This window comes from Myxococcales bacterium, assembly GCA_016703425.1.
In the GTDB taxonomy this organism is placed as follows: Bacteria; Myxococcota_A; Polyangia; order Polyangiales; family Polyangiaceae; genus JADJCA01.
Window position 1 is genome coordinate 645147 of sequence record JADJCA010000029.1, and the last position, 25012, is coordinate 670158.

At 69.0% G+C, this 25012-nt stretch carries 19 protein-coding genes; 13 read left to right on the top strand and 6 right to left on the bottom strand.

What is annotated here, in order from left to right:
- Nucleotides 1–6: 6 nt before the first annotated feature.
- Nucleotides 7–1110, bottom strand: a complete 1104-nt coding sequence (locus IPG50_36240; protein ID MBK6697595.1) for a hypothetical protein — start codon at nucleotides 1108–1110, stop codon at nucleotides 7–9.
- Nucleotides 1111–1271: 161 nt separating this feature from the next.
- Here IPG50_36240 and IPG50_36245 point away from each other — a divergent pair, with 161 nt between their 5' ends.
- From IPG50_36245 to IPG50_36280, 8 genes are all read left to right on the top strand, one after another.
- Nucleotides 1272–3506: a TonB-dependent receptor plug domain-containing protein gene (locus tag IPG50_36245; protein ID MBK6697596.1), complete on the top strand. Its 2235-nt coding sequence runs from the start codon at nucleotides 1272–1274 to the stop codon at nucleotides 3504–3506.
- Nucleotides 3503–4294: a hypothetical protein gene (locus tag IPG50_36250; protein ID MBK6697597.1), complete on the top strand. Its 792-nt coding sequence runs from the start codon at nucleotides 3503–3505 to the stop codon at nucleotides 4292–4294. Before IPG50_36245 ends, IPG50_36250 begins: the two co-directional genes overlap by 4 nt.
- Nucleotides 4295–4354: 60 nt before the next feature.
- On the top strand, nucleotides 4355–5410 hold the full coding sequence (locus tag IPG50_36255) for a hypothetical protein (GenBank protein ID MBK6697598.1): 1056 nt from the start codon (nucleotides 4355–4357) through the stop codon (nucleotides 5408–5410).
- Nucleotides 5395–5871 (top strand): tRNA (adenosine(37)-N6)-threonylcarbamoyltransferase complex ATPase subunit type 1 TsaE, encoded by a 477-nt coding sequence (gene tsaE, locus IPG50_36260; protein ID MBK6697599.1) that lies wholly within the window; start codon nucleotides 5395–5397, stop codon nucleotides 5869–5871. Before IPG50_36255 ends, tsaE begins: the two co-directional genes overlap by 16 nt.
- A gap of 68 nt (nucleotides 5872–5939) precedes the next feature.
- Entirely contained in the window at nucleotides 5940–7376 is a 1437-nt protein-coding gene (locus tag IPG50_36265) for a PQQ-binding-like beta-propeller repeat protein (protein MBK6697600.1), read from the top strand.
- A gap of 128 nt (nucleotides 7377–7504) precedes the next feature.
- Nucleotides 7505–9787, top strand: a complete 2283-nt coding sequence (locus IPG50_36270) for a CehA/McbA family metallohydrolase (GenBank protein MBK6697601.1) — start codon at nucleotides 7505–7507, stop codon at nucleotides 9785–9787.
- A 187-nt stretch (nucleotides 9788–9974) separates the two neighbouring features.
- A complete protein-coding gene (locus IPG50_36275; protein ID MBK6697602.1) occupies nucleotides 9975–11066 on the top strand; it encodes a hypothetical protein in 1092 nt (363 codons plus the stop codon).
- The gene (locus IPG50_36280; GenBank protein MBK6697603.1) at nucleotides 11035–11844 is read left to right on the top strand and encodes a hypothetical protein; all 810 of its coding nucleotides are present in this window, start codon (nucleotides 11035–11037) and stop codon (nucleotides 11842–11844) included. The genes IPG50_36275 and IPG50_36280 overlap by 32 nt, the downstream gene beginning before the upstream one ends.
- 56 nt (nucleotides 11845–11900) lie before the next feature.
- On the opposite strand, the gene IPG50_36285 is transcribed toward IPG50_36280, so the two are convergent.
- The 3 genes from IPG50_36285 to IPG50_36295 form a co-directional block, all read right to left on the bottom strand.
- Nucleotides 11901–12983: a hypothetical protein gene (locus IPG50_36285; GenBank protein ID MBK6697604.1), complete on the bottom strand. Its 1083-nt coding sequence runs from the start codon at nucleotides 12981–12983 to the stop codon at nucleotides 11901–11903.
- A 109-nt stretch (nucleotides 12984–13092) separates the two neighbouring features.
- A complete protein-coding gene (locus IPG50_36290) occupies nucleotides 13093–13914 on the bottom strand; it encodes a hypothetical protein (GenBank protein ID MBK6697605.1) in 822 nt (273 codons plus the stop codon).
- A gap of 122 nt (nucleotides 13915–14036) precedes the next feature.
- On the bottom strand, nucleotides 14037–14231 hold the full coding sequence (locus IPG50_36295) for a hypothetical protein (protein MBK6697606.1): 195 nt from the start codon (nucleotides 14229–14231) through the stop codon (nucleotides 14037–14039).
- A 494-nt stretch (nucleotides 14232–14725) separates the two neighbouring features.
- On the opposite strand from IPG50_36295, the gene IPG50_36300 reads away from it, so the two are divergent.
- The 3 genes from IPG50_36300 to IPG50_36310 all read left to right on the top strand — a co-directional run bounded on the left by IPG50_36300 (nucleotide 14726) and on the right by IPG50_36310 (nucleotide 20230).
- Nucleotides 14726–15082, top strand: a complete 357-nt coding sequence (locus IPG50_36300) for an RNA-binding protein (protein ID MBK6697607.1) — start codon at nucleotides 14726–14728, stop codon at nucleotides 15080–15082.
- A gap of 232 nt (nucleotides 15083–15314) precedes the next feature.
- Nucleotides 15315–16031 carry a hypothetical protein gene (locus tag IPG50_36305; GenBank protein ID MBK6697608.1) on the top strand — a complete coding sequence of 239 codons (717 nt, stop codon included), beginning with the start codon at nucleotides 15315–15317 and terminating at the stop codon, nucleotides 16029–16031.
- A 176-nt stretch (nucleotides 16032–16207) separates the two neighbouring features.
- Entirely contained in the window at nucleotides 16208–20230 is a 4023-nt protein-coding gene (locus tag IPG50_36310) for a protein kinase (GenBank protein MBK6697609.1), read from the top strand.
- A gap of 7 nt (nucleotides 20231–20237) precedes the next feature.
- Here the strand turns inward: IPG50_36310 and IPG50_36315 are convergent, their stop codons facing one another.
- On the bottom strand, nucleotides 20238–21284 hold the full coding sequence (locus IPG50_36315) for a hypothetical protein (protein ID MBK6697610.1): 1047 nt from the start codon (nucleotides 21282–21284) through the stop codon (nucleotides 20238–20240).
- Between the two features lie 217 nt (nucleotides 21285–21501).
- Between IPG50_36315 and IPG50_36320 the strand changes: the two genes are divergently transcribed.
- Complete coding sequence (locus IPG50_36320; protein ID MBK6697611.1) at nucleotides 21502–22941, top strand: DUF2330 domain-containing protein; 1440 nt, start codon at nucleotides 21502–21504, stop codon at nucleotides 22939–22941.
- A gap of 45 nt (nucleotides 22942–22986) precedes the next feature.
- On the opposite strand, the gene IPG50_36325 is transcribed toward IPG50_36320, so the two are convergent.
- Complete coding sequence (locus tag IPG50_36325; GenBank protein MBK6697612.1) at nucleotides 22987–23991, bottom strand: phosphatidylinositol transfer protein; 1005 nt, start codon at nucleotides 23989–23991, stop codon at nucleotides 22987–22989.
- A 256-nt stretch (nucleotides 23992–24247) separates the two neighbouring features.
- On the opposite strand from IPG50_36325, the gene IPG50_36330 reads away from it, so the two are divergent.
- Nucleotides 24248–24859, top strand: coding sequence for a transglycosylase SLT domain-containing protein (locus IPG50_36330; protein MBK6697613.1), 612 nt, complete (start codon nucleotides 24248–24250; stop codon nucleotides 24857–24859).
- Nucleotides 24860–25012 lie beyond the last annotated feature (153 nt).

Sequence of the window (25012 nt, forward strand, 5' to 3'; positions counted from 1 at the left end):
GCTTCACTATGGAAAAATCACCCCAAGCCCGACGTCGGCGATGCCCGCAATCGCTGCTGGCCGAAAGAGCGGCGCGGTCGTGCCATCGGCCCTTCGGAAGACGAAGGTGTCTCGCCAAAAGGGCACGAGCGCGGAGACTCCGGCGCGCACGGCGAGAGGGCCGGCTACGCGGAGGTGGACTCGACCTTCCGCGGCGCCCGAGACGGTGACTTTGCGTTCGTCGGGGCGCACCTGATCGAACCCTGCGCCACGGCTCGTAAGCAATCCCCCGTGGCCGTTCACGCAAGCGTACGCGAAGAGACGCTCGCCCCGAGCGCGCAGCGGGCAGATGCCAACACCGGCCGAGAGGAGCGAGAACGTCCCGACGCCGCTGCCGCCGTCGGCGGGGGCGTCGTTGTCGAACCACGCGGCACCGAACGCTTGCAGCGGGACGAAGCCCGGCGGCTCGAGGAGCCCGCCCGCGGAGAGCCCAACGCCAACGTTGGGCAAGAGCCCGACGCTTCCGGCGAGCGAGGCGCCACCGTCGAAGTGCCAAGGGGGCGCGGCTGTCGGCGGCGGTGGCGAGGCCGGCTCCTGCGCTCTTGGCGTGGCGTCTTTCCCGGTCACGTGAGGGGTGACGTCGACGACGGGCGCGGGCTTCTCCTCTTGCTTGCCCTTGTCGCGCAGCGCGGCGTCGGGGTCGATCATGACCGCGATGATCAGCGCAAGCGGCTCGCGCATCTCGGTGCAAGAGACGTCTTTGCGCTTTAGCTCGCGCGTGCCGCGGAGCGCGCCCGTCGCGTCACGCAAGGTGATGGTCGCGCGGAATCCCGCCGCGGGTGAATCGGCCTCGATGTGCCCTTCGACGGACACGTCGGCCTGCGCTGGCGAAACGAAGACCGCCCGACCGAGGCGCTTTTCCACGTCGCGGGCGAGCTCCTGCGTCGAGACGCACGCGTCGGCGCCGGCGAGGCGAATCCACGAGAGCGACGACGTCCGCGGCGCGGGCTTCTCCTGTGCGCGCACCGACGCGGAGACGAGCGCCAACCCGGTCGCGAGCCCCAGCGGGAGCGCCAGGCGGAGTTGGCGGAGCCGCGCGGGCGAGAGTCGTGAGGGACGAAGGTTGGCCATGTGCCCGACGCTTCGCTTGCCTAGCACGTTCTCGGCGGATCGCGACGACTCGCGGGGGCGCGGAGCGCGGAGCGCAGATCGGGTAGCCTGGCGCCCTCTCCGTGGCGCAGCGATTGTTCAAACGAGCCCTTCCGCTGCGCCGACGGTTGCCTTGCGCCACCATGCTGGCGCTGCTCGTCGCCGCAACGTCGTCGCCCTTCGCGCGCGCGGACAACGGCCCGCAAGCGGCGTCGCAGACGGCGCCGGCATCGGTCACGCCCCCTCGGCTGCAACGTGGCGCCGAGCCGCCCTATCCGGCCGGTGGCAAGGGCGACGCCGAGGTCGTCGTCGTCCTCGTCGTCGAGGCGACCGGCAAGGTCTTGCGCGCCGACGTCGAGCGCGGCGACGAGCCCTTTGCCAGCGCCGCCGCCGCCTCGACCATGCGTTTCGTCTACGAGCCCGCGAAGCGAGGTGCGACGCCGATCGCAGCCAAGGTGCGCGTCCTCGTGCGATTTCACGCGCCCGCGGCGGAGCCTGCGTCTCCCCCTGACGCGTCCCCGAGCGCGCCGTCGCGCACGACGCGTCCCGCCGTCACCGTCGAACCGTCGGACACCGAAGAAGTGCGCATCACCGGCCTCCGGCGTGAAGCGGGCCTCACGGCGACGCTCACGCGCAGCGAGGTGCGCGAGCTTCCGGGGACCTTTGGCGATCCCTTTCGGGCCCTCGAGGTCATGCCGGGCGTCACGCCCATCATCTCCGGTCTGCCGTTTTTCTACGTGCGCGGCGCTCCGCCAGGCAATGTGGGCTACTTCCTCGACGGCATTCGCGTGCCGTACCTCTACCACGTGGGCCTTGGCCCCTCGGTGGTCCATCCCGGCATCGTCGAGCGCGTGGATCTCTACGGTGGCGGCTACCCGGCCCGTTACGGTCGCTTCGCCGGCGGCACCGTCGCCGCGGAGCTCGCACGCCCGCGAACCGACGCGCACGCCGAATGGAACGTCCGACTCGTCGACGCGGGCGCGCTCGCCGAAACGGGCTTCGCAGGCGACCGTGGCACGCTCCTCGTTGGCGGGCGCTATTCGTACACGGCGGCGCTCATCACGCTCTTCGCGCCCGAAGCGGTCCTCGACTACCGCGACTTCCAACTCCGCGCCACCTACGACGTGAGCCCCATCGATACGGTCTCGCTCGTGAGCTTCGGCGCCTACGATCTCATCGGTCAGAAGCGGAGCGGCGTCCTGGACGTCGCCTTCGGTTCGGAGTTCTATCGCGGCGACCTGCGGTGGGATCGAAAGCTCGAAGGGGGCGGGCGCTTGCGAAGCGCCGTGACGCTCGGGCTCGATCGCACGCTGCTTGGCGAGGACCGCGTGGCGCGCAATCGCACCGTGGCGACGCGCGTCGAATGGTCGAAGCCCATGCGGCAGGCGGTCCTCTTGCGCGGCGGCGTCGACATGACGCGCGAGCGCTACGACACCGAGCTGCTCGGCGAAGATTCGGCCGACTCGGCGGCGACGGCGGCGGCGTTCCCGAGCCGCACCGATCTAACGACGGGCGCCTGGGTCGACGTCGTTTACAAGCCGACGCGCGCCTTCGAGGTCGTCCCTGGCCTGCGCGCCGATCTTTACAACTCGGGCGGCGTCGCCGCCGCGGGGATCGATCCGCGCATCGCCACGAAGCTCGCGCTCTCGAAGCGCGTGCGTTTGCTCCAAGCGCACGGCGTCGCGCACCAGCCGCCGTCGTTCGTGGCGCCGATTCCCGGGTTGACCATCGGCTCGCTGCAAGGAGGCCTGCAGCGCGCGATGCAGACGAGCGCCGGCGTCGAGGCCGATCTGCCGCTCGAGTTCACAGGGTCGATGACCGTCTTCCGGACGGCCACGCTCAACCTGACGGACTTCTTGACGAGCGCGGCGCGCTTCGACACGGACGATCAGCGCGCCTTCGTTCGCCGCGCGACGGGCGACGCCTACGGCGCCGAGGTCTTCGTGCGTCGTCCGCTCACCAAGCGATTCGCGGCCCTCCTCTCGTACACGCTCTCGCGCTCGACGCAGCGCGAGAGCGGCGTGGTCCGCACCGGCGCCTACGATCGGCCCCACGTGTTCAACGTGGCGGGTGCCGTCGACCTCGGCGCGCGGTGGCGCTTCGGTGCAAAGTTCGTGACCTACTCGGGTAACCCGCGGCTCTTCTCGACGCGCCCCAGCGACGCCATCGCCAACGTCGAAGGTGCCGTGGACGAGCGTCGCAACAGCGCCTTTTACCGCATCGACGCGCGCCTCGAGAAGAAGTGGGTCTTCGGCAAACGCGCCAGCGTCGCCGTCGTGCTCGAGGTCTTGAACGCGACGCTCCACAAGGAAGACGTCAACGGTCAAGAAATCGGACCCATCACGGTCCCCAGCCTCGGTGTGGAGGGGGAGTTATGAGAGCGTTCGCCGTTGGCTTGGGGCTCGCCTTGGGGGCGTCCGCCTGCCTTCCCGAGCCGCCCAAGAAGAGCATTCTGCACTCCACGATTCGGGGCTCGCTCGGCCCTTCGGGCAAGCCCGAGTTCGAGGATGGCCAGGGCCTGCGCGTTCGGTTCCAGCGGCGCGTCGCCGTGCTCGGAGTGACGAGCGTTGATCTCGCCGGATCGGGGCGTCGGGGAGAGGGCAGCTTGCGCAACCTCGACGAAGCGCCCTTCGCCGCACCCGACGCGCGCGGCCTCGGCGAGAGCTACGTGAGCGCCTACGGGTCCACGTTCTATGACCAGCCGTCGGGCCCAGGCGTCGTTGATTCGGATCGAGCCGCCCTCGAAGGGCAACGTGTCGATCGGTACACGCGCGCCAACCTGACGGGGTTTCGCATGCTCGGCACGATCGAAACCGCGGGGCGCGTTCTGACCTTCGACTGGCGGGGCAGCTTCAGCGAGTTCACGGCCTGTGGTCGCGCGGTGCCCGACTTCAAGCCGGGAGCGCTCTCTCTCGAGCCGGAGACCGAGCACAACGTCGACGTCGTCGTTCACACGGAGGCGCCGCTCTTGGCCCTCGGGGGCGACGCCCTTCTTTCGCTCGATCAAGACAACGACGGGCACCTCTCGGACGCCGAGTTTCGAGACGGAGAGCGGCCGCTGATCATGACCGACCTGTTCGAGGTGCGCTTCGACGGCGAGCCGCTCTCTTGCGTGTCGGGCTACGACGTCTTGCGTTCGCCCGGCGCGATCCCCTTTGAGCGGTAGCGGCCGCGCGATGGCTTCTTCCGGCGCGTCGCGTCGCCGTCGCCTATACTTCCCGCCGCGATGTTGCGGCCCCTCTCTCCCGGTCCGTCTCTTGCGGGCACGCTAACCGCCGCCGCGCTCTTTCTCATCGCGCCTCGGGCCCTCGCCGATCGCGTGACGGTCCTGCCCTTGGCTGGCAGCGGCCTCACGAAGGCGGAGCTCGACCTTGTGCGCGCCCACATTGAACAAGCGGTGCGAGAGACGGGCCACGCGCCGTCGAGCGCCGCCGAAGCGCAAAGCGCCGAGCGTGCGGTTCAAGACGGCGTCGCCGACACGCGCGACGAGTACGTTGCCGCCGGGCGCGCTGCCGGGGTCACTTGGACCGTTGGCGGGCGCGTCGATTCGCGCGCCTACTTTCGCCGCATCGAGATCGAGGTCTGTCAGGTGGGCACGGGCCGCGTCGAGTCGCTCGCTCGCAACATGTTGCCATCGGAACATCTCGCCAAGTCGAGGGAGATGCTCGCCCTCTTGCTTCGGCCCGAGGGCATTCAGAACGCCACCATCCCCTGGCAGAACGAGGTCCCGCCCGAGCCGCCGCCGCCCGCACCACCGCCGCCACCTCCTGCGCCGCCGCCGCCGCCGCCGCCTCCGCCACCACCTCCCGAGCCGGCTGCGCCGCCGACTCCGTATGCCGACGGGCATCCCTTTGGTGTGGGGCTCGGTCCTTCGGTGCTCGCGGCCGCGGACCGACCGGCGAATGCGCGGGGTTCCGCCACCACACTCGCGGTCTCAGGGAGCTTTGGCTACGCGCTTCCGTCGGTGCAAGGCCTCGAGCTCCGCGCCGACGTCGGCGGCGGCGTCATCGCACCTCGGTCGTTCTTTGCGACCGTCGGGGCACGCTACGCGTTCGCGCCGCTCGGCAAGCTCTACGTCGGACCGGAGCTCATGCTGGGGGCCTTCGTGCCCATCGGTGGTGACAAGAAGGCGCGGTTCCTTGCCGTTGCCGCGCCCACCGTCGGTTACGCCGTGACGTCGCAGCTCTCCGTCGAAGCGCACGGCGACGTGGCCTACGCGGCCGGTGGGACCGGAGGCCTCCTGCTCGTTGGCGGCGGAGCGCGTGCGTGGGTGCGTTTTTGATCCTCAAGAGTCGTCGTGACACGGTTCGTTTGGGCAAGGCCATCGCGCGCGTTCTCACTCCGGGCGACTTCGTGTTGCTCTCCGGCGGCCTCGGCGCTGGCAAGACGTTCCTGGCTCGCGCCATCGCACGCGCTCTCGGCGTCTCGTCGCGCGTTCGCGTTACCAGCCCCACGTTCACGCTGCTCACCGAGTACGACATCAAAGATGGCATGACGCTTCTGCACGCCGACCTCTATCGCCTTCGCGAGGACATGGCGCGCTTCGAGGTAGAGGTGATCCGCTTGGGACTGCGCGAGCGCATGCGCGAGGGTGACGCGATCACCCTCGTCGAATGGGGCGACGATCTCACTGCGCTCCTTGGTTCACCGGCCCTTCGCATCGAGCTCCGCGCCGCCAGTGACGTCTCGCGCGAAGCGGCGCTCGCGGGCCCCCTTGCGGAGCGCCTCGAAGGAGCCCGATGAGACGAGCGGTCCGGGACGATTCCCGGCCGCGAATGCGGCGCGGTCCGGCGGCGTTATCGTACCGTTGCATGCGAACGCGCTTCGGCACGCTGGTTCTCTTGACCGTTGGGTGTGGCGCAAGCGCCCCTCTCGCCGGGGTCGCGCCTAGCGCGCCGCCTCCGGCGAGCCGTGTAGCGGTGCCACCGCCTGCGTCGGCGCCGGCGAATGCGCCCGAGGCTCGGCATGGCTGGGCGAAGCGCGCCTTCGGCGAGGGGCGGCTCCACGCGAGCGCTTCGGGGCTCGTGCGCGCGGCAAAGAAGCTCGAGGTGCTCGAGGCCGAGGGGACCGTCGTCGCCTCCCGTGACCTGCCCTCGGGCATGCGCGCGACCTACGTGGATGGCGACGCGACGAGCGAGCTGCTCCTCCTTCATCCCTGGGAGGGCGCGAAGTCCGTCGAGGCCCTCGATACGCGGACGCTCGCGACGCGGTGGCTCGCCGACGTCGACTTCCCCAAAGGCAGTGTCCTCCGTGCGACGGGAAATCAAGATGTCCTCGTTGTGCAAGCCGACTCCCCGACCACGAAGCCCGCCGCCGTGGTCCTCGTCCTCGACGCGAAATCCGGTAAGAAGCTCTGGGGGCGGACCAGCCACGACTTGTCTTACGACCCCGCATGGGTCGCCGGCGACGCCGTGTACCTGCAGCAGTCCAGCAACCTTGAGGCGTTCGACGCCCGGCGCGGGGCCTCACGCTGGAAGCGGAAGGTTGGCGCCATTGAGCTGAGCGGTCACGAAGACAAGCTCCTCGTTCATGACGGCAAATCCTTCGTCGCGCTCGACGCGAAGTCTGGGACGCCCATCGGCTCCGTGACGACCGGCCTTCGGAGCTCCGTCGCGCTCGCAGCGGGAGTCCTCTACGCCAAGGTCAAGACCGGCGAGCTCGAGCATACGCGCGCGGTGCGAGAGCGCGTCGTGGCCATCGAGGTCGCCACGGCGAAGCTCCTCTGGGAGTCGCTCGAGTGGACGCAACTCGACGCGTCCTTCGGCACCGGGCCGCTCACGCTCGCGCGCGACGAGGTGCTCTTCTGCACCAGCGACGGCGTCGTCCGGGGGCTCGACCGTGCGTCCGGTGCACTGCGCTGGGAGCAGGGGTTCGGCACCTGTGATTCGCTCCTGGCGAAGGACACTCGAGCGGGCATCTGGCTCTACGTCGGCCCCAAGCCGGATGTCTACACCACGGCGGACGTTCCCCTCGAGAGCGTCTTCGCCCAAGGCACGGTCACGCTCGGGGGAAAGCCGATCTCGGGCGCTCGCGTGGCGGCGTTTGGTGCAGAGACCACGTCCGGCGCCGATGGCCGCTACACGCTCCAAGCTCGCGGCCGCGGCAAGCTCGTCGTCCAGGCGCTGGCCGACGTGGGTGACACCGACCCGAAGTGTGCTCGGTACGCGGCCGGCGCGTCGACCGCGACGTCCCTTGCCGGTACGGTCGACGTGGCGCTCGCGCAAGTCTGCTCTTGCGGGGTTCCCTAGGGCGTCCTTCGAAGCGACCCTGGCGATAGACCCGCCCGAGCGGGCTCGTCCTCCTTATACTCGCGTGCGATGGCGCGCCTCGACATCCCGACGGTGGGGGCCGCTCGCCACTCGGTGGAGGACGTCGCGTGAGACCGCTCGGACGGCGCGCCGCGGCGCTCTCGGTCGTGGCCGTGCTGGCGCTGATGGGCCTCGTCTTCTTCTTGGACCAAAGACCGCCGGGACGCGTGCACGCGGTCGTCTCCGGAGTCGACGTGACCCTCGGCCTCGACGACGCGCGCGTCACGCTCGCGGACGCTACGTCGTTTGCCTTGCGGCTCCGGGTCCTCGGCGCGGTCGTAAAGCCCCGGTTCATGGCGGCGCGTCGTGAAGGCGACGCGCTCGTGGCCACGCTTTCGTGGGATGGCGGGCGCGGCTCCGGTGCGTTGCGGATTTCGCCAGCGCGGTCGGGGCTCCAAAACACGCTGCGCATCGACTTCGACGCCGCGGCCCGCGAGGTGGCGCTCGGCTTCTCCTTGACGACAGACGGGCGGGAGGTCTTCCTCTCCGACGTCGGTGAGCTCGCCGAGGTCGGCGAAGCGAAGGGAGCTCTGCTGGTCCTCGGAGGGCGAGCGGCCTTTGCGTCGGCCGACGGCGCCTTGGCGATCACGCTCTCGGCCGCGGGCCACGTTGGGGCTCCGCGCAGCGTTGACGCCTTTGCTCCCGAGGGGAAAGCCTCGCGCGGCCTGCTGGTCGCGGTCTCTCCTGCGGCTCAGGACCTCTATGGTGCTTTGTGGACGGCGCTCGGTCGTCCCGTCGCCACCGTGCGCGGAGTTGTCTCCGGCGCCGACGCGACAACACGCGTCTTGGGCCTCGGCGCCGACGGGCATCCGCGTGTGCGCGTCCCAACGGGACCCGGCGGACGTTTCTCCGTCGACGTGCCCAAAGACGTGAACCGCTGGTACGCAGCCCTCGGCGAAGGTGCCGTCGCGAGCCCGCCGGTGTTCTTCGAGCCCGGTGCCGCCTGGGACTTGCGCCTCGACGTCGCGCCCGTCGGCGAGCTCGTCGTTCGAGTGCGTGATCCCGATCAGCTGCGGCCGCTCGTGGCCCGCGTGGCCGTCCGCGGCATCGACGGCACGCTCGATCCGAACTTCGGACCCGACTACCGCGCGTCCGGTGCGGGGCCGCTCATGGATCTTTTGACGGGCGAGGTGAAGACGCCGCTCTCGAGCGGGCGCTATCGCGTCTCGGCCACGAAGGGCATCGAGTGGAGCATCGACAGCGTCGACGTGACCGTTGAATCCGGCGGTCGCGTCGTCGTCGACCTCGAGCTACGCCACGTCGTACCCACGACCGGTCAAGTTGGCTGCGATCTGCACGTTCACGCACGACCCAGCTTCGACACGCCGGTGCAGGTGGAAGATCGCGTGCTCTCGCTCGTCTCGGCGGGGGTCGACTTCGCCGTGCCGACGGAGCACAACCTCGTGGGCGATTACGGGCCGGCGCTCCGCGTGCTCGAGCTCTCGTCATCGCTCGCGTGGGTGCCGGGCGTCGAGGTTACGACCTACACGCCGCGCTTCGGTCACTTCGGCGTCTTCCCGTGGGATCCGGCCGCCGGCGTGCCGCCTTATCGGAAGACGTCACCGGCGGCGCTCTTCGCGGCGGTGCGCAAAGATCCGAAACGCGTCCTGCAAGTGAACCACCCGAGGCTCCCGAACGACATCGGCTACTTCGCCGTCGCCGGCTTCGATCCGAAGGACAAGAACACCTACTCACGCGTAAAGACTGACTTCGACGCCCTCGAGGTCTATAGCGGCTACGACCTCGAGCACCCGGCGCGCGTCGACGCGGTCTTGGCCGACTACTACGCGCTCTTGAACACCGGCAGGCGCATCGTCGCGACGGGCTCGAGTGACGCCCACCGCATTCAGTACCAATGGGCCGGCTACCCGCGGACGATGGTGCGCGTCGACGACGCCACCATCGAACCCTCGCGCGTCGTGGAGGCGCTCAAGCGCGGCCGCGCCACCGTCACGAGCGGACCGATCGTCGACTTGGAGGTTCGCGGCGAGGGCGAGAGCGCGGGGACGAAGCCGGGCGACGAGCACCGGGTGCAGGGAAAGCGTCTCGTGGCCGGCGTGAGCGTTTACGCGGCGCCGTGGCTCGACGTCGCCGAAATCTTCCTCGTGGCCGATGGCGTCGTTGCGTCGCGCGTCGATGTGGAGCGGCGCCCGGGCCGCACGGGCCGCGAGGACGGCACGCTCCCCGACGCGCAAGCGAGGACGTTGCGCTACCGCGGGGAGCTTGCCGTGCCCGACGGCGCCAAGTGGGTCATGGCCTTCGCGCGCGGGCAGCGAAAGATGGACGACGTCTTGGCCTTCATGCCCGTCGTGCCGATGGCGTTTACGAACCCGGTCTGGCTGAAGCGATAGCGCTCGTGGCCTCACGGCCTGCCCGTAGCGGCAAGGGCTCATCATGTATCCGGCGTGCGACTGCCGCGTGGGGGCGCAAGCGAAGGCGAGTTTGCAACGACAATTGAGGTGTTCGCCGTTCGTGCGGCAGCGTTCGCCCGTCGTCGCGTGCGGCACGTGAGCTGCTTCGCCTTCGGCAGAGGGCACCATGACGCGAAGAAGCAATCCGCCGACGTGGAAGGATGAGACGCTCCAACTCTTGGCCGACGAAGGGGTGGCCGAGACGCTGCTCGAAGCGTTGGACGACGACGACCCGCTGCTTGGGTTGGTCACCGGCGGCGATGGGGACGGCGACGGCGATGGTGGCAGCTGCGGCAACTGCGGTTGTGGCTGCGGCTCGTGCGCGAGCAACGCCACGACGGATGCGACGGATGCGACGGATGCGACGGATGCGACCGCTCAGGCGGAAGCGAATGCCGCGGAGGCGGCGCAAGCGGAAGCGAATGCGGCGGCGGCGGCCGCAGCGGAGGCGGCGCAAGCGGAAGCGAATGCGGCGGCGGCGGCCGCCGCGGAGGCGGCGCAAGCGGAAGCGAACGCGGCGGCGGCGGCCGCAGCGGAGGCGGCGCAAGCGGAAGCGAATGCGGCGGCGGCAGCCGCAGCGGAGGCGGCGCAAGCGGAAGCGAATGCGGCGGCGGCAGCCGCAGCGGAGGCGGCGCAAGCGGAAGCGAACGCGGCGGCGGCGGCCGCAGCGGAGGCGGCGCAAGCGGAAGCGAATGCGGCGGCGGCGGCAGCCGCGGAGGCGGCGCAAGCGGAAGCGAACGCGGCGGCGGCAGCCGCAGCGGAGGCGGCGCAAGCGGAAGCGAACGCGGCGGCGGCGGCCGCAGCGGAGGCGGCGCAAGCGGAAGCGAATGCGGCGGCGGCGGCAGCCGCGGAGGCGGCGCAAGCGGAAGCGAATGCGGCGGCGGCAGCCGCAGCAAACCTCGGCATCGCGGCGCCTGAGGCAACGCCTTCGACGGCGCCTTCGATCGATACAACGGGAGTGGCACCGGCGGAGGCCGACCCGGCGGTGCAGGCCGACATCGCGGCGAACTATCAAGATCTCGCGAGCCCACCGACGGTGGACGCGAACCTCGGCATCGCGGCGCCTGAGGCAACGCCTTCGACGGCGCCTTCGATCGATACGACGGGGAGTGGCACCGGCGGAGGCCGACCCGGCGGTGCAGGCCGACATCGCGGCGAACTATCAAGATCTCGCGAGCCCACCGACGGTGGACGCGAACCTCGGCATCGCGGCGCCTGAGGCAACGCCTTCGACGGCGCCCTCGATCGACACGACGGGGGTGGCGCCGGCCGAGCCAGATCCGGACGTCCAAGCCGACATCGCTGCGAACTACCGGGACCTCGCGAGCCCCGCCTTGGAGCAAGGCCCGATCGGCGACTGCACAGTGGTCTCCGCCATCAACGCCCTCGCGCAGACCCCGGAGGGGCTAGCCTTCCTCGACTCGCTCGTCACGGAGCTTGCGCCCGGCATCTATGGCGTGAGCCTGCGCGACCCGTACGGCAACCCCGTGACGGTGCAGGTCGCCATGGAAGGGGCGCGCCCAGGCTTGGTGGGGGCGACCGGCAGCATCGCGCTCGCGGCCATCGAGCGCGCCATCGGTGCCGTTCAGACGACGGCGCTGGAGTTGGACCCCTTGGGCCCAATCGCGATCGGCAGCCCGCCCACGGCGGCCATGCAGGCGCTCGGCCTCGAGAATGTGGTCGACGCTCTCCCGAGCGATGTGGTGACCTCGTTCGCGGAGAGCAAAGGTAGCGCGGTCGTTGCGGCGGTGGCCACGGCCCCCGTCGACGACAATCCAGCCTACGCCGCCGCGCTGGCCGAGTACGGGCTCACGCCGAACCATCAGTACTCCGTTGCAACCACGTACACCGATCCCGTTACCGGTGGACTCATGGCGGTGCTGTCCAATCCGTGGGGCGTCGATCACCCAACCGCCGTTCCCGTCGACCAAATGGACGCCCTGTTCTCCAGCGCCACATGGGGTAGGGCTCCGGAAGGGGACGCCGCCCGACCGTAGTCAGGTTGTGTCCCGAACTCTGCGCGATGGAGCGTCGCATGCGGTTCGGGGCCGCCTCAGGGAATGCAGCAGACGGTCGTCGGACTCTTCGGCGTCGCGGCGCCCGTCGGGGCCGGCGCGCTCGGTGTGCACGTGCCCCCGACGGCGTTGGCGCTGACGCGGAAGTAGCCGCTCGTGATCGGCTTTGCGACGCAGCCCGGCAGCGTGCTCGAACCCTTGAGGCTCGTGCAGCCAGCGCCCGAATAGAAGGCGATGCTGCTGGCGCACGACAAGCCGGTGGGCCCGGTGCACGAGCAGGCGCCGCAGCTTCGCGTGTCATCGAAGGCGTCGTAGACAAGCGACTTCGTCGTGTACGGGCCCGCGGGGCACGCTTGATCGCCAGTCGCGAAGATGCAGTGTCGCGTGCCGAAGGGTGCGTCGCCGCCGGGCGCGCAGACGTTGCCCGCCGCGCACGTGCCTTGAGAAAGCGAGAGACTTCCGCAGCCGACGACGGTCTTCTCCCACGTCGCCGCTGGAGGCGGCGTCGGATCCAGGGCCGCGTCGCATCGCCCTTGCGCCGTTAGGTTCGTGGATGTCTTCCACCCCACGGTCTTGTCGGGGCCTGCGCCACAATTCACCGTGATGAACGGCGAGCACTCGCCGACGGTGATGGGCTCCGAGCCACCGCACGAATTCACGGAGCAATCAACGCTGCCATACGACGAGAACGAGGCGTTGCCGACGCACTTCTCGCCTTTCAGATCGCAGGAACACGTGCATGGTGCAGCCTGTGCAACGATGTTCCTGTGGTGCTCGAACGCCTTCTGCGGCATGGCCGTCGGGCAAGCCGGCGCTGCGCCCGACGCTTCGGCGACGACGACGGGCCCGGTCCAGCCGCCGGGCGCTGGCGGAACGCACGAGCCGCCACCGGCGCAAGCGATCGGCGGAGGCGACGGCGTGGTCGCGTCGGTGGCGGTTGCGGCGCCGTCGCCGCTTGATGCGACGGCGCCGTCGGGACTTGGCTGTCCCGTGCCGGTCGATGCGTCCGCGCCGTCCGCGTTGATCGTCGCGCCGTCGCTGCCGCCGCAAGCTCCCACGGCGTTCGTGGCCCAGAGGAGGCCGAGGAGCGGCGCGACAAAAATCGATTGGGAGGCGTTCATCGGGCGGATTATCCCTGATGGGCGCGAAAACGCCCGGCCTCTTTGCCAGGGCTCGATTACCCAAAGCGGCCAAGGGCGCGCGGCCCGGCCTGTTGCCGCACTGCGAGTCTCACTTCATCGAGCATCGAATGTTGTCGAGCGAGAAGTCCCAGCCACCGCCAACGGAATCGACGGGGCCGAACGTGAGCGTATCGGCTCCGGTCAGCTTTGAGGCCGCAGCGGCCGGCAGGTTGTACGTCAGGGGCTGGGCTTCGATCATCGCCGTGGCGGATACCGACCCGGCTGCGCGCTTCCAGTGGAACGCCACACGATAGGTCTTGCCACCCTCGATTGCGGGGCCGGTGCCCGAGGACGTCGAGGCACCGCCCGAGGCCGTCTGCTCGAAGAGCTGAAAGCCACTGCCCGAAGACGCGCCCAACCCCGAGGTCGCCTTCGTGCTGTTGTCCCGCACGATGACGATGTCCGTGTCGGAGGCCGCGACTTGCGTCGTCGTCAGATCGAGGGTGCAAGCGACCTCGGACCCGGTGAACGGGACGCTGAGGTTGGCGTTGCACTTCGTTCCCGAGCTCGCGTCGAACGCGGTTGTCCGCACGCGCATCACGCCAGCGTCCAGCGCGAACGCCAACTCGCAGCCTCCGTTCGCATGCACCACGGCAGGGGGCGCGGCGGCGTCTGCGAAATCGAAGCAGACAGAATTCGGCGCGCTGCAATTGACGACGGGGGCGCTCGCGTCGCTTAAGAGGGCTGCGTCGGCCGGAGCGTCGGCGAGCGTGGTCGCCCCATCCGAAGGAGCGCCTCCGCCGTTCGGGCTCGCGCCACCGTCGCCGGCCGTCAACGCCGTTTCCTCGCGCATGTCGAGCAGCGCCTGACATCCGAACGCCGGCAGCAGCGCCAGCAGGGGGAGACAGGCGAGCCGACGTCTGCGCTGCAAAGGACCATCAGCCTACCGGTCGGACCGTGCTCGGTCGCGTGAAAAACATGCGCGTTATCAGTACCTTGGTCTCACTCGCGACAGCCTCTCGACGTGGGCAGCGTCGAGCGCAGGGGGTCCGCTCAGACCAAGTCGGTGGGGTAGGGGGGCGGGAACGGCGGCTCGGGGAAGCCGTCGCCGGGCCACGGGAGGGGGAAGGGCTCCGGCAACGGCATCGGGATGCACGTTTCGAGGCGGCCACCCTGCACTTCGCTGAGTTCCGCGTTGGAGAGTTCGGTAGACGGGATCATCGCAGCACCTTTGGTTGACGTGGGCATGCCGTCCTCCAAGCAGCGCGTGTGCCACTGCGAAAAGCCGCGAATCATCTGAAAAACGGCTTCGGATGCCGACGGCGTTGGCCGCCGCAGGCCAAACTGTCCCCGGACGGGCTTCAATGTCGGAGGCCGCACCCGCCAATGTCGGAGGCCGTGCCCGGAGGCCGTGCCGGTCAATGTCGGAGACGGCCTGGCGGCGACGCGCCCGGGTACACATGTGCAATATCATGGTGTTGCGTAAATTTTTCCCCACGTCACCAAAGGTGTTCGATGGTCTTTGCGAAACCAGAGAGCCGCGCTAAGGTGACGCCGCTCACGAGAACACTTCCCGTCACGATTGCTCTCTCGATCTGTCGATCGCGGTTCGGTCACTAGGGAGTTCGTTTTTCAAGGCCGCGAAAATTCTTTCGCGAACCTCCTCCGATCGCACGGCACGTTGGACGGCTGGTTACTTCGAAGCACAAGAAGCCGTTTTTAGACCGAGAGAACAAGACACCATGGGTAACAGGCTCTACGTAGGCAACCTTTCGTTCGACTCCACCGCCGAATCCGTTCGCGCGTCCTTCTCCGCCATTGGCGAGGTCACCGACGTCCACGTCGTGACGGACCGCGAGACCGGCCGTTCGCGCGGCTTCGCGTTCGTCACCATGGCGACCGCGGCTGAGGCGATCAAGGCGATGCAGGAGATGAACGGCGCCCTCCTCGACGGCCGTCCGCTTCGCGTGAACGAGGCCGAGGAGCGCACCAACCGCGGTGGCGGTGGTGGTGGCGGCGGCGGCGGTGGTGGCGGCGGCGGTTTCCGCGGCGGCGACCGCGGCGATCGTCGTGGCGGCGGTGGTCACCGCGGCTACTGATCAGCACGCTGGCCCCTCGGCTCCGGTCCGGACCGGGCGCCAGTGACACGAGAAGCGCGCGGAAGGCATGTCCTTCCGCGCGTTTTTCATTTTGTTCGGCGGTCGCGCGCCTTGCCACGTGCGCGCAAGGCGGACGTCGGACCACTGAATTTGTCCCTCGGCGCCTGATTTGCGCATTGTCGGAGGACAAAGGTTCGTCGCCGTCAACCTGACCCCCTCGAGGAGGTATCCCGTGATTCGTCTTCGCTTGTCGCGCTCCGTCCCCGTCACCCGCGTCACGGCTCTGCTGGGCTTGCTGCCCGCGCTGCTCCTCGCTTGCGGCACGACGGCGAACCCCGACGTCTTCGAAGGTGCGCCCGACGGCTCCGCCGACGGTGCGGTCACGGGAACCGGCACGTCGCCGACGGGCACCGCGAGCGACTCCGGGACCGGCACGACGACGCTGCCCGACGGCGCCGTGGTCACCAACCCCGGCACGCCCGGGCCGCTCGATGCGGGCGTCGTCGCCGACGCCGGGCCAGGCGGAAACACGTCGTCGCTCACCTGCGGCACGGCGAGCTGCGCGATTCCCTCGCAAGTTTGCTGCTCGACGCGCGCCCAGGGCGGCGCGAGCTTTCAGTTTTCATGCGTGACGGGAGCCGCCTGCCCAGTACCTGACGCGGGGCCGGGCAGCGGTGGCGGTGGCGGCCGCCCGACCACGCTCAAGTGCACCAGCAACGCGAACTGCGCAGCGAACGAGGTCTGCTGCATCACGCAGAACAACAACACGACCGGCTCGTCGTGCATGACGCAAGCGGCGTGCGATGGCGCGCCCGGCGACACGGCAGTCTTGTGCGACCCCGCGAACCCCGCGGTCGGTTGCCCGGCGGCCGACCCATGCAGCTCTGACAACATCAACGACTGGCGCCTCCCGCCGGGCTTCGGTACGTGCGGCGGCGTGGGGAACTAACGGGGAACGAACGGGGGCCTGACGCCCCGGCGTTCGAGTCGCTCGACCCAAAGAGCCGCGCTTTGGTGCCGTCACCGCAACGACAGAGGCGCCAAAAGTCAGGAAAATTCCTGGCCTTGTCGATTCACTGCCAAAAGCTCCCGCTGTGACCTGCACGTGGTAGCTTCACGGCCGCCATGAGCTCGACGCTCGGCCGTTACAAGCTCCTGGAACGCCTTGGCCAAGGAGGAATGGCCGAGGTCTTCAAGGCTAAGAGCTTTGGCGTGGAGGGCTTCGAGAAGGTCCTCGTCATCAAGCGCATCCTTCCGGAGCTGGCGCAGAGCCCGGAGTTCGTGGAGATGTTCATCCACGAGGCGAAGCTCGCGGTGCGCCTCTCGCACGCGAACATCGTGCAGGTCTTCGACCTCGGCCTCGCGCCCGCCGGCGAGCTCGACGAGGCGCCCGCCTACTTCATGGCCATGGAGTACGTGCACGGCTTCGATCTGGCGACGCTCATCGCCCGCTGCCGGCGCATGAACGTCGTCTTGCCCCTCGACATGTGCGTGTACATTGCATCCGAGGTGGCCAAGGGCCTCGACCACGCCCATCGCCGCCGCGACGAGCAGCTCCGCCCCCTCGGCATCGTGCACCGCGACGTGTCTCCACAGAACGTGCTCCTGTCGTTCGAGGGCGAGGTCAAAGTCACCGACTTCGGCATCGCCAAGGCGCGCGGCGTCATCGAACCATCGTCGACCTACGACACGCGCGCGCGGAAGCTCCAAGGCAAGTTCGGCTACATGAGCCCCGAGCAAGCCAAGGGCGACAACGTCGACGCGCGCAGCGATCTCTTCTCGCTCGGGGTGCTCCTCTACGAGTGCATCGCCGGCGTGAACCCCTTCAGCGCGCCGACGACCTTCGAGACCTTGCGGCGCGTGCAAGCCAGCGAGTATCCGCCGCTCGAGCTCTTGCGCCAGGAGATCCCCAAGGACCTGAGCGACGTCGTGACCTTCGCCATGAAGAAGGCGCCGGAGGATCGCTACCCCGACGCCGGCCGCATGGTCGAAGCCATGCTCGCGTTCCTGTATCGCGAGGGGAGCCGCTACGGCGCCCATGAGCTGGCGACGTTCCTGCAACGCTTCCGCGGCAGCCTCCCGCCCCAGACCGTCATGAACCCCGATCGCCTCCTCGAGGGCGATCGCGACGACAACAACGAGAAGACCCCTGTCGAGGTCCCTAACCAGCGGAGCCAGCAGCCGGCCCTGGAGGCTCGCTCCATCGACCTCGAGCGGGCCGCCGAGATGGGCGAGCGGCGCGAGGTCACGGGCTTCGTGCTCGCGCTACCGGATCGCGACCCCTTGTGGGCCGCGGAGCGCGCCAGCGCCATCATTGGCCGCTACGGTGGCCGCGTCGTTGCGCAGACCGACGATGCGGTATCGGCCATCTTCGGCGTCGCCGAGCCCGACGGTCGCGACACCGAGGTGGCGACGCGGTGTGCTCTCGTGACCTTGCGCGCGCTCGAGGGGTCGGGCATTCCCGCGGCGCCTGCGTCGGCGGCGTCGCTGGCGGGCATCGGCGATCTCGACCCCGCCTCCGAGCCGCGCGGCGGTCGGCGGCGCGCGAGCGTCGGCCTTCACGCGGCGCGCATCCACCTTGGCAAGGACGGTGAGCCCACCGATGACGAGCGGCTGAAGAGCCTCCTCGCCACGGCGCGCGACTATGCGTTTTCGCAAGCGGGTCGCTGCGCCGTGTCGACGACCGCCATGCGTCAAGTGCGCGGTCTCTTCGAGATCTTGCCCCTCAGCGAAGGCGTCACCTCGCGCACCGGGTTGACCGGCGCCGTCGTCCACGACGTCCGCGACCCGAAGGACACCTTCGGTCGCTTCGTTGGCCGCAAAGACGAGCTCCGCGCGCTCGCCGAGGTGCTCGCCGCGGCGACGAAGCGTCAAGCGAGCGTCTTTACGCTCCGCGGCGATCACGGCGTCGGCAAGACGCGGCTGCTTCACGAGGTCGACCGCCGGCTCCAGAAGGGCGGCTACAACATCGGCTTCTACTTGGCGACCTGCCCTCCGCACGGTCGCGCGTACCCGCTCACGGGCATCGCGTGCATGTTGCAGGTTCTCTGCGGCGTGGTGGAAGGTGATCCGCCGGAGCGGGTCCTCGCGGTTCAGCCGCGTCTTCGCGCGTTGGGCCTGCAAGACGAGGACGTCGCCGCCGTGCTCAATACGCTCGGTGCGCCGGTACCAGCGGCCAATCCCCACGCCAAGGCCGCCCTCAAGCACGCCTTCGGCCGGATGCTCGCGAGCCTCTCGGAAGACAAACCACACATCTTCGCGTGGGACGACGCCCACTGCCTCGACGAAGACAGCTTTGCGGTGCTCGAAGCCGCCTACGCGCGCCTCTCGAAGTCGCGGCTCGTCTTTGCCTTCGCCTCGCGCGCCGGCTTCTCCCACGCCCTCGAGATGGTCGGTCGTCACAACGTCCTCGATCTCACCGACCTTCGCGACGAAGACGCGCAAGCGCTCATCGCCGCGCGCCTTGTCGTCGAGGTGGTGCCCGAGGACCTCGCCCGCTTCGTGCGCGACCGCGCCGGCGGCCATCCTCAGTTCATCGAAGAGCTGCTGAAGGCGCTCATCGAGTCGCGAGCGCTCACCATCGAGTCGCGCCGCATTACGCAGATGCGCCTCGTCGGGCAGGAGATCGCGTTGCCCAAGACGCTCCGCGGCCTCGTCGCGTCGCGCGTGGCGAGCCTCGAACCGATGCAAAGGGCCGTCTTGCAGGCGGCCGCTGCGCTCGGCGAGCCGGTCGAGGCAACGGCGCTCGCGAAGATGCTGGGGCGACCCATGTCCACGGTCGAGGGCTCGTTAGGCGAGCTCCGCGAAAAGGACCTCCTCGTGCACACGGGGCCTTCGGCGTTGCGTTTTACGTCGCCGATCTTGCGCGAGGTCGTCATGGACGCGCTGACGCTCGAGGCCTCGCGCGACATGCACGCCGCGGCGGCGGCGGCGCTCGAGTCGCTGCTCTCGGGCGAGCCGACGGGCGAGCAAGCGGCGCGCATCGCGGCGCACCTCTACCAAGCGGGCTCAAGCCAAAGGGCCGCCGACTACTTCGCTCGCAGCGGCGAAGAGCGGCTGCGCGCCAAGCAGATCGAGGCGGCGGCGAAAGACCTCGCCCGCGCCATCGAGCTCTGTGACATCGAGAAGCGCGATCCGCGCGAGATCGCCCGCTGGTTCGACGCGCTCATTCAAGCGGTGCGCCTCTCGCGCTCGTGCCCCGACGCGGCGGCCCTCTGCGAGCGTGTGCTTTGGCGTGTCGATCAGGGCGAAGACACCACGACCCGCGTGCAAGCGCGCGTCGGCGCCGGCGTGCTCTTGGCTGCGCTTCACGACTTCGACCGCGCCGTCTTTCACTTCGGCGAAGCAGAACGCGCCGCTGAGGGCGACGAGAAGCTCGCAAAGAAGGTTCTCCTCGCCTACGCCGAGCTCGCGGCGCGGCAAGGCGACTTCCACCGCGTCCTCGCCATGCTCGAGCGCCTCGAGCGCATCGTCACCGGCGAGGGCGACCGGCCAGAGGAGCACAAGGTGCTGCTCTTCCGCGCGCAAGCTCACGCGGCGCTCGGCGATCGCGCCGCGGCGCTCTCGGCCATCGACCGGGCCACGGCGCTCTTGCCCGACGACGAGGCGGCGTCCTGCGAACGCTACAAGTTTGCGGCGCTCGTCGACTACTTCGGTCGCGACTTTAGGTCTGCGGCGGCGCGCGCCGAGCAGGCCATCGACAAGGCCCGCTCGCTGGGCCTCATGTACGAGGTGGCCGTCAACCTGCACAACCTCGGCGACTTCTTGATTCGTCTCGACGACTACCCGCGCGCTTACGGCGCCATCCGTCAGTCGCTCGATCTGTCGCAGGAGGGCGGCTTCGACCGGCTCGTCCACCACGATCGCATGTACGTCGCGTTCCTCGACGGCATCGCCGGTGATCCGCGCGCCGAGGAACGCCTTCAAACGGCCATCGAATACGCCGAGGATCACGACTTCACGTGGGACTCGCTGAACGGGCGCGTCTTGCTGGGGACGCTGCTTCGGCGTCGGGGCGAGATCGAGCGGGCGCGCGGCGAGTTCGAGCTTGCGCTCGATGAAGCGCGGGCGTCGGGCAATCGGCTCTTGGCCGACGACTCCGCCGCGGCGCTCGCATCGCTCCCGCGCCCGTCGATCCCGCCTGAGTAGCGGCGGTCTAGCGCTCAGAGGCCCGCACCGCGGGCTCGCGTCGCGCGAGGGCCGCCACGTCGCGAGCGCGCGCCGTGCTTCGCCAAAGCTGGAGCGGGACGTGGAACCGCTGGCCCCAGTGCACTTCGTCGTGTTGCGCCTGGGGGTAGGCGATGTGGATGAGGTCACGGCCCTGCTCGTACCCCCGCGACAAGAGGGCGGCGTTCATGGCGAGCGTGACCTCGTAGTTGTCCTGGGGCCAGCCGCTGTCCAAGTAGAACGTCACGTCGCGTTTCGGCTCCGTGAGCACGCGCTCGAGCAGATCGTCTTTGAACGTGAACGTGCTCGACATGCACGCGGCGTAGCCGAAAACGTGAGGGTGCTCCCACGCCATGAAGAATGAGACGACGCCTCCGAGGGACGAGCCCATCACCGCCGTGTCGATGGGGCGCGGGCGCGTGCGGTAGCGGTCGTCGATGAGCGGCTTCACCTCGTCGGCGAGGGCGCGCGCATACTTGACGTAGCCGGGCTTGGTGTATTCGGCCTTGCGATCGCCGGCGTGGATGCCGACGACGATGACCGGGTCGGCGACGCTCATGGAATCGAGTTTGGCCACGGTGTCATCGACATGCCACTCGCGACCCAAGAACGCTTCCTCTGGGAAGAACAGGTTCTTGCCGTCTTGCATGTAAACTACAGGAAAGCGGCGCCGCTCTGCTTCCACGTAGCCGGGCGGGAGGTACACGCGAAGCGACAGCTCGCGACCGAGCTCGGTGGACTGGATGGTGATGGGCTCTTCGAAACAGCCGTCGGGTGACGACCGGAAGAAGGGGTGGACCTCGGCGGGCACGGGCACGTCGAGCAACACCAGGCGATTGGCGCCGGGCATCCACAGGGTCTCCTCGCGGGTCTCGAGGTACACGCGGAAGTAGGCGAAGGGGCGCCGCGCCGTCAGTTCGAACTCGACGGTTCGGCCCCCTTCAAAGACCCGCGTGGGCGGCACGTCGTAGTCCCAGTCCTGATCGGTGCGGAGGCCCAGGCGCTCGCCCTCGCGAACGGGGTAGTGGATGCGCACGGTTCTTCGGCAGACCATCCGACCCATAAGGTGCCGATTGGACCACATCCGTCCGGCGCCGCGGCGATCAAACGGCCCGTCGCCTGGGCCTGTGTCAGGGTGCGCCATATCCCAGCGGGCCCTGACGGCGTCGTCTGTCGTGGCGCGCGGACGGGCCCAAGAAGGCCGCAAATTCGGCTGCAACGACAGCGGCATGACCCGTGCTCGAGGGGCGCCCATGCGTATGTCTGCTCTTGCTCGTCCGCTGACCTTGGCCATGGCTCTTTCGGCGGGCGCCCTCGCCTTTGCGTCCCCGAAGACCGCGGAAGCATGCGGCGGCTGCTTCGCGCCCCCCATCGCGAACACGGTGGTGGCCTACCACCGGATGATCCTCAGCGTCTCCACGAGCGAGACGACCCTCTACGACCAGATTCAATACAGCGGGAGCCCGGACTCGTTCGCGTGGGTCCTTCCCATTCGCGGGGAAGCGAAGGTTGGCCTTAGCGCCGACATTGTCTTTCAGGCGCTCGACCAGACCACGACGACGAGCATCCTACCGCCACCGCGCAACTGCCCCACGCCCCCGGTTTGTTACAACGAGAGCTCCGCGAAGGCTGGGGCGCCGCAGGCGTCGGGTGGCGCGTCTCTCGACAACGGCGTCACCGTGCTCAAGGAGGAAACGGTCGGCCCTTACGAGACGGTGCAGCTCTCGGCGAAGTCTCCGGGCGCTCTCGGCGACTGGCTCAAGGGGCACGGGTACAACATCCCCGACGACATCAAGCCGCTCATTGAGAGCTACGTCACGGAGCAGTTCGACTTTCTGGCGCTGAAGCTCGTGCCGGGGCAGGGCATCACGTCGATGCGCCCGGTGCGCGTGACCACGAAGGGCGCGGTGCCTTCTCTTCCGCTGCGCATGGTCGCCGCTGGCAGCGGCGCGAGCGTGGGCGTGACGCTCTGGGTCGTCGGCGATGGCCGCTGGGAGCCCCAGACGTTCCCGTCGTTCGTGATCCCTGCGTCGGACATCACGTGGAAGTGGGCCGAGAGCCGCAGCGACTACGACCTCGTGCGCAAGGCCAAGGTCGACGCGCTCGGCGGCGCCGCTTGGGAGACCGAGAGCTCCGCCGACTATTCGACCTCGCTCGTGCCGAACCTCATCGCGCAGCAGCGCTCCTTCGGAGGTCGCGGGGGGCCAACGTTCGGTGTCCCCAACAAGGATCCGTTCTACGACGCCGTGACCGACCAGAGTGGTGCCATCACCAAGACGGCGCAAGAGGTCGAAGCGGAAGACATGGCGGCGCTCTTCCAGAAGAAGACGCTGGCGCGCGTGACCCGCATGCGGTCCGATCTTCCCAGGGCTTCGCTCGCGACGGACTTGGTCCTTCAAGCGTCGAGCGATCAATCGGTCGTCGCCACGTTCCGTCAACTCACGAAGGAAGAGGGCGAGCCCACGTGCCCCGTTTACGAGGGCTGCAAGTACATCGGCGTCGCGCCGCGTTCGAAGGCCAAGGCGCAAGCGGAGGATCAGTGTGGAACCTCCGGCGCCTTCTGCAGTGGCGGCGGGTGCAGCTTCCAGCCGTTCGGCACCGGCGACGGTGACTCGCGGCTCGGCTTCTGGGCCCTCGCCGCCGTCGGTCTCGTCGTGGCGGGCGCGCGCCGCAGCGCGCGACGGAGCTCATGAAGACTGCGCCAACGCTTCGTCGCGCCGCGTGACCGACGTGCCTTGCTACAGGCAGGGCACACGCCCGAGGGCAGGCAAGAGCTCCGCGTAGCTCTCGAAGCGCCGTCCTCCGTGCGCGTCGGTCACGCGCAGGAAGAAGCGACCGGCCACGGGGATCTTCGCGCTCTCGTAGGCTGTCGTGTCAGAGGGCTGATTGCCGAATCCGAACGAGGGCACGAGCCCCTGCGACGCGAGTGCTGCGAGAACGTCGCTCTTGAAGGCGGCGGCCTTGTCGCCCGTGGCGCCGTTCATGGCGGTCACCCGCACGGCGCCCATCGGAAATCCGTGAAACGCGAGGAAGGCGTGGGTGCGCTCGGTGAGCCACTCGGGTCGCGCTGAGAGGTAGAGCGGCCGGTAGCCCTTGGCGGCGAGCATGGAGAGTGCCCGCGGCGCGTCGACGTTGACGGAGCCGGTGATGCCGTCGAGGACATTTCTGACCTCGGCGTTTTCGGCGATCGTGAGCGTGCCGTCGATGTCCGAGACGAAGAAGCGAGCGTCCTTTGGCAAGATCTCCGCGAGCGCGTCGACGCTGCTGCCATCGGGGGCGACGACGAAGCGCACGCGATGGAGCCCCGCGGCGAGCTCTCGTCCTTGGGGCACCGCGAAGGTGACGCGCCCCTCCGCGGAACCGTTCCCGCCGCCGCGATTCTCCGCGCCGGTGCGCGTGGTGCCGAGGCGCTCCCAGCTCCCGCTGCAGTGGCGCAAGACCCAGACGTCGACCTCTTCGTCTTCGAGATCCTTGTGGACCTTGCCGTAGGTGAACTTGGCCGTCAGCGTTTGCGGCTCGCCGACCTTCTGAAAGAGATCGCGCGCTCGGTGCCGCGGCGAGCCGAGCCCCATGACGAGCCGCGAGCGAGTGTGCGAGGCCTCGCGACGTGGGCCTGGCTCGAGCGCTTGCGTGGCGCATGCGGGGACCGGGGCGCAAACGGCGGCCGACGCCGGAGCGGCGCGCCCTCGGGTCGCGCCAAAGAAGACCACCGAACCCATCAACCCAGCCGCGAGGAACCGCATCCAAGGAGCCTATCGGGACCACGCGAATCCTACGAAACGGGCGAGCGCGAAATTTCACGGACCAAGGTGTCGGGAGCGCGCATTGGATCCTCCCGAATCCACGTGGAGACACCGCCACGGCGGGCGCGCGCGTCCCGTTCCGGGAGTTTCCCGCGCACTTTCGCGTCCCAGCCCGTGGCCTACACTTTGCTACATCTGTCCCGTCTGGGGAGGTTACCGGAGTTAAGCGCTGGTCCTTTTTGCGAGGTGACGAGTGGTGAATCGAACCCGAGCCGTTGGCATGGTGTTGGTTGGCGTACTGGCCGGCTGCTCCAACGAGGCACTCGACGAAGCAAGCGATGAAGCCGGCGGAAGCGCCGAAGGAGAGTTGCGGTCACGCTACGACGGCCGCGTGATTTCAGAGAGCGAAGTCGCGTCGCTCGTGCGGAGCGCCGGCTTTCCCGAGTCGCACGTGGGGCGCATGGTCTGCACCGCCAAATACGAGTCGCGCTTCTACGAGCGCGCCTCCAACCAGAACAGCGGCGGCTCCATCGATCGGGGCTTGTTTCAAGTCAACAGCGTGCACCTTGGTGGCACCAACGGTTGCCCGTCGCGCAGCAACGCCGAGTCTCTCTTCAACGCGGAGACGAACACGCGTTGCGCCGCCGCGATCTTCCGCATGCAGGGCATGAACGCTTGGTACGGCTACCGCGCTCATCGCCGTGAATGCGATCGGTATCCTGCGCCAGCGAGCGGGGGAATCGCAGTGCCGCGTCCGGGGACCGAGCCGACACCCGTCGGAGGTGAGCCTACGGACACGGACGGACAGGCGGAGCCGACACCCACCCCCGACACCGAGTCCGACGCCCAGCCCGCCGAGCGCCGGTGACGGATGTTATTCGCCCACGGTCAATCGCCGCGTCGAAGAGGCGTCCTGCGTGCAGGCGGCCTCCGATCAGAGCTACTACCAGTGCCACGAGGGGTACTGGTACCCGGCCAACGAGACCACGGGTCCCTATGGGACGTGCGTGGCGGTGTACCA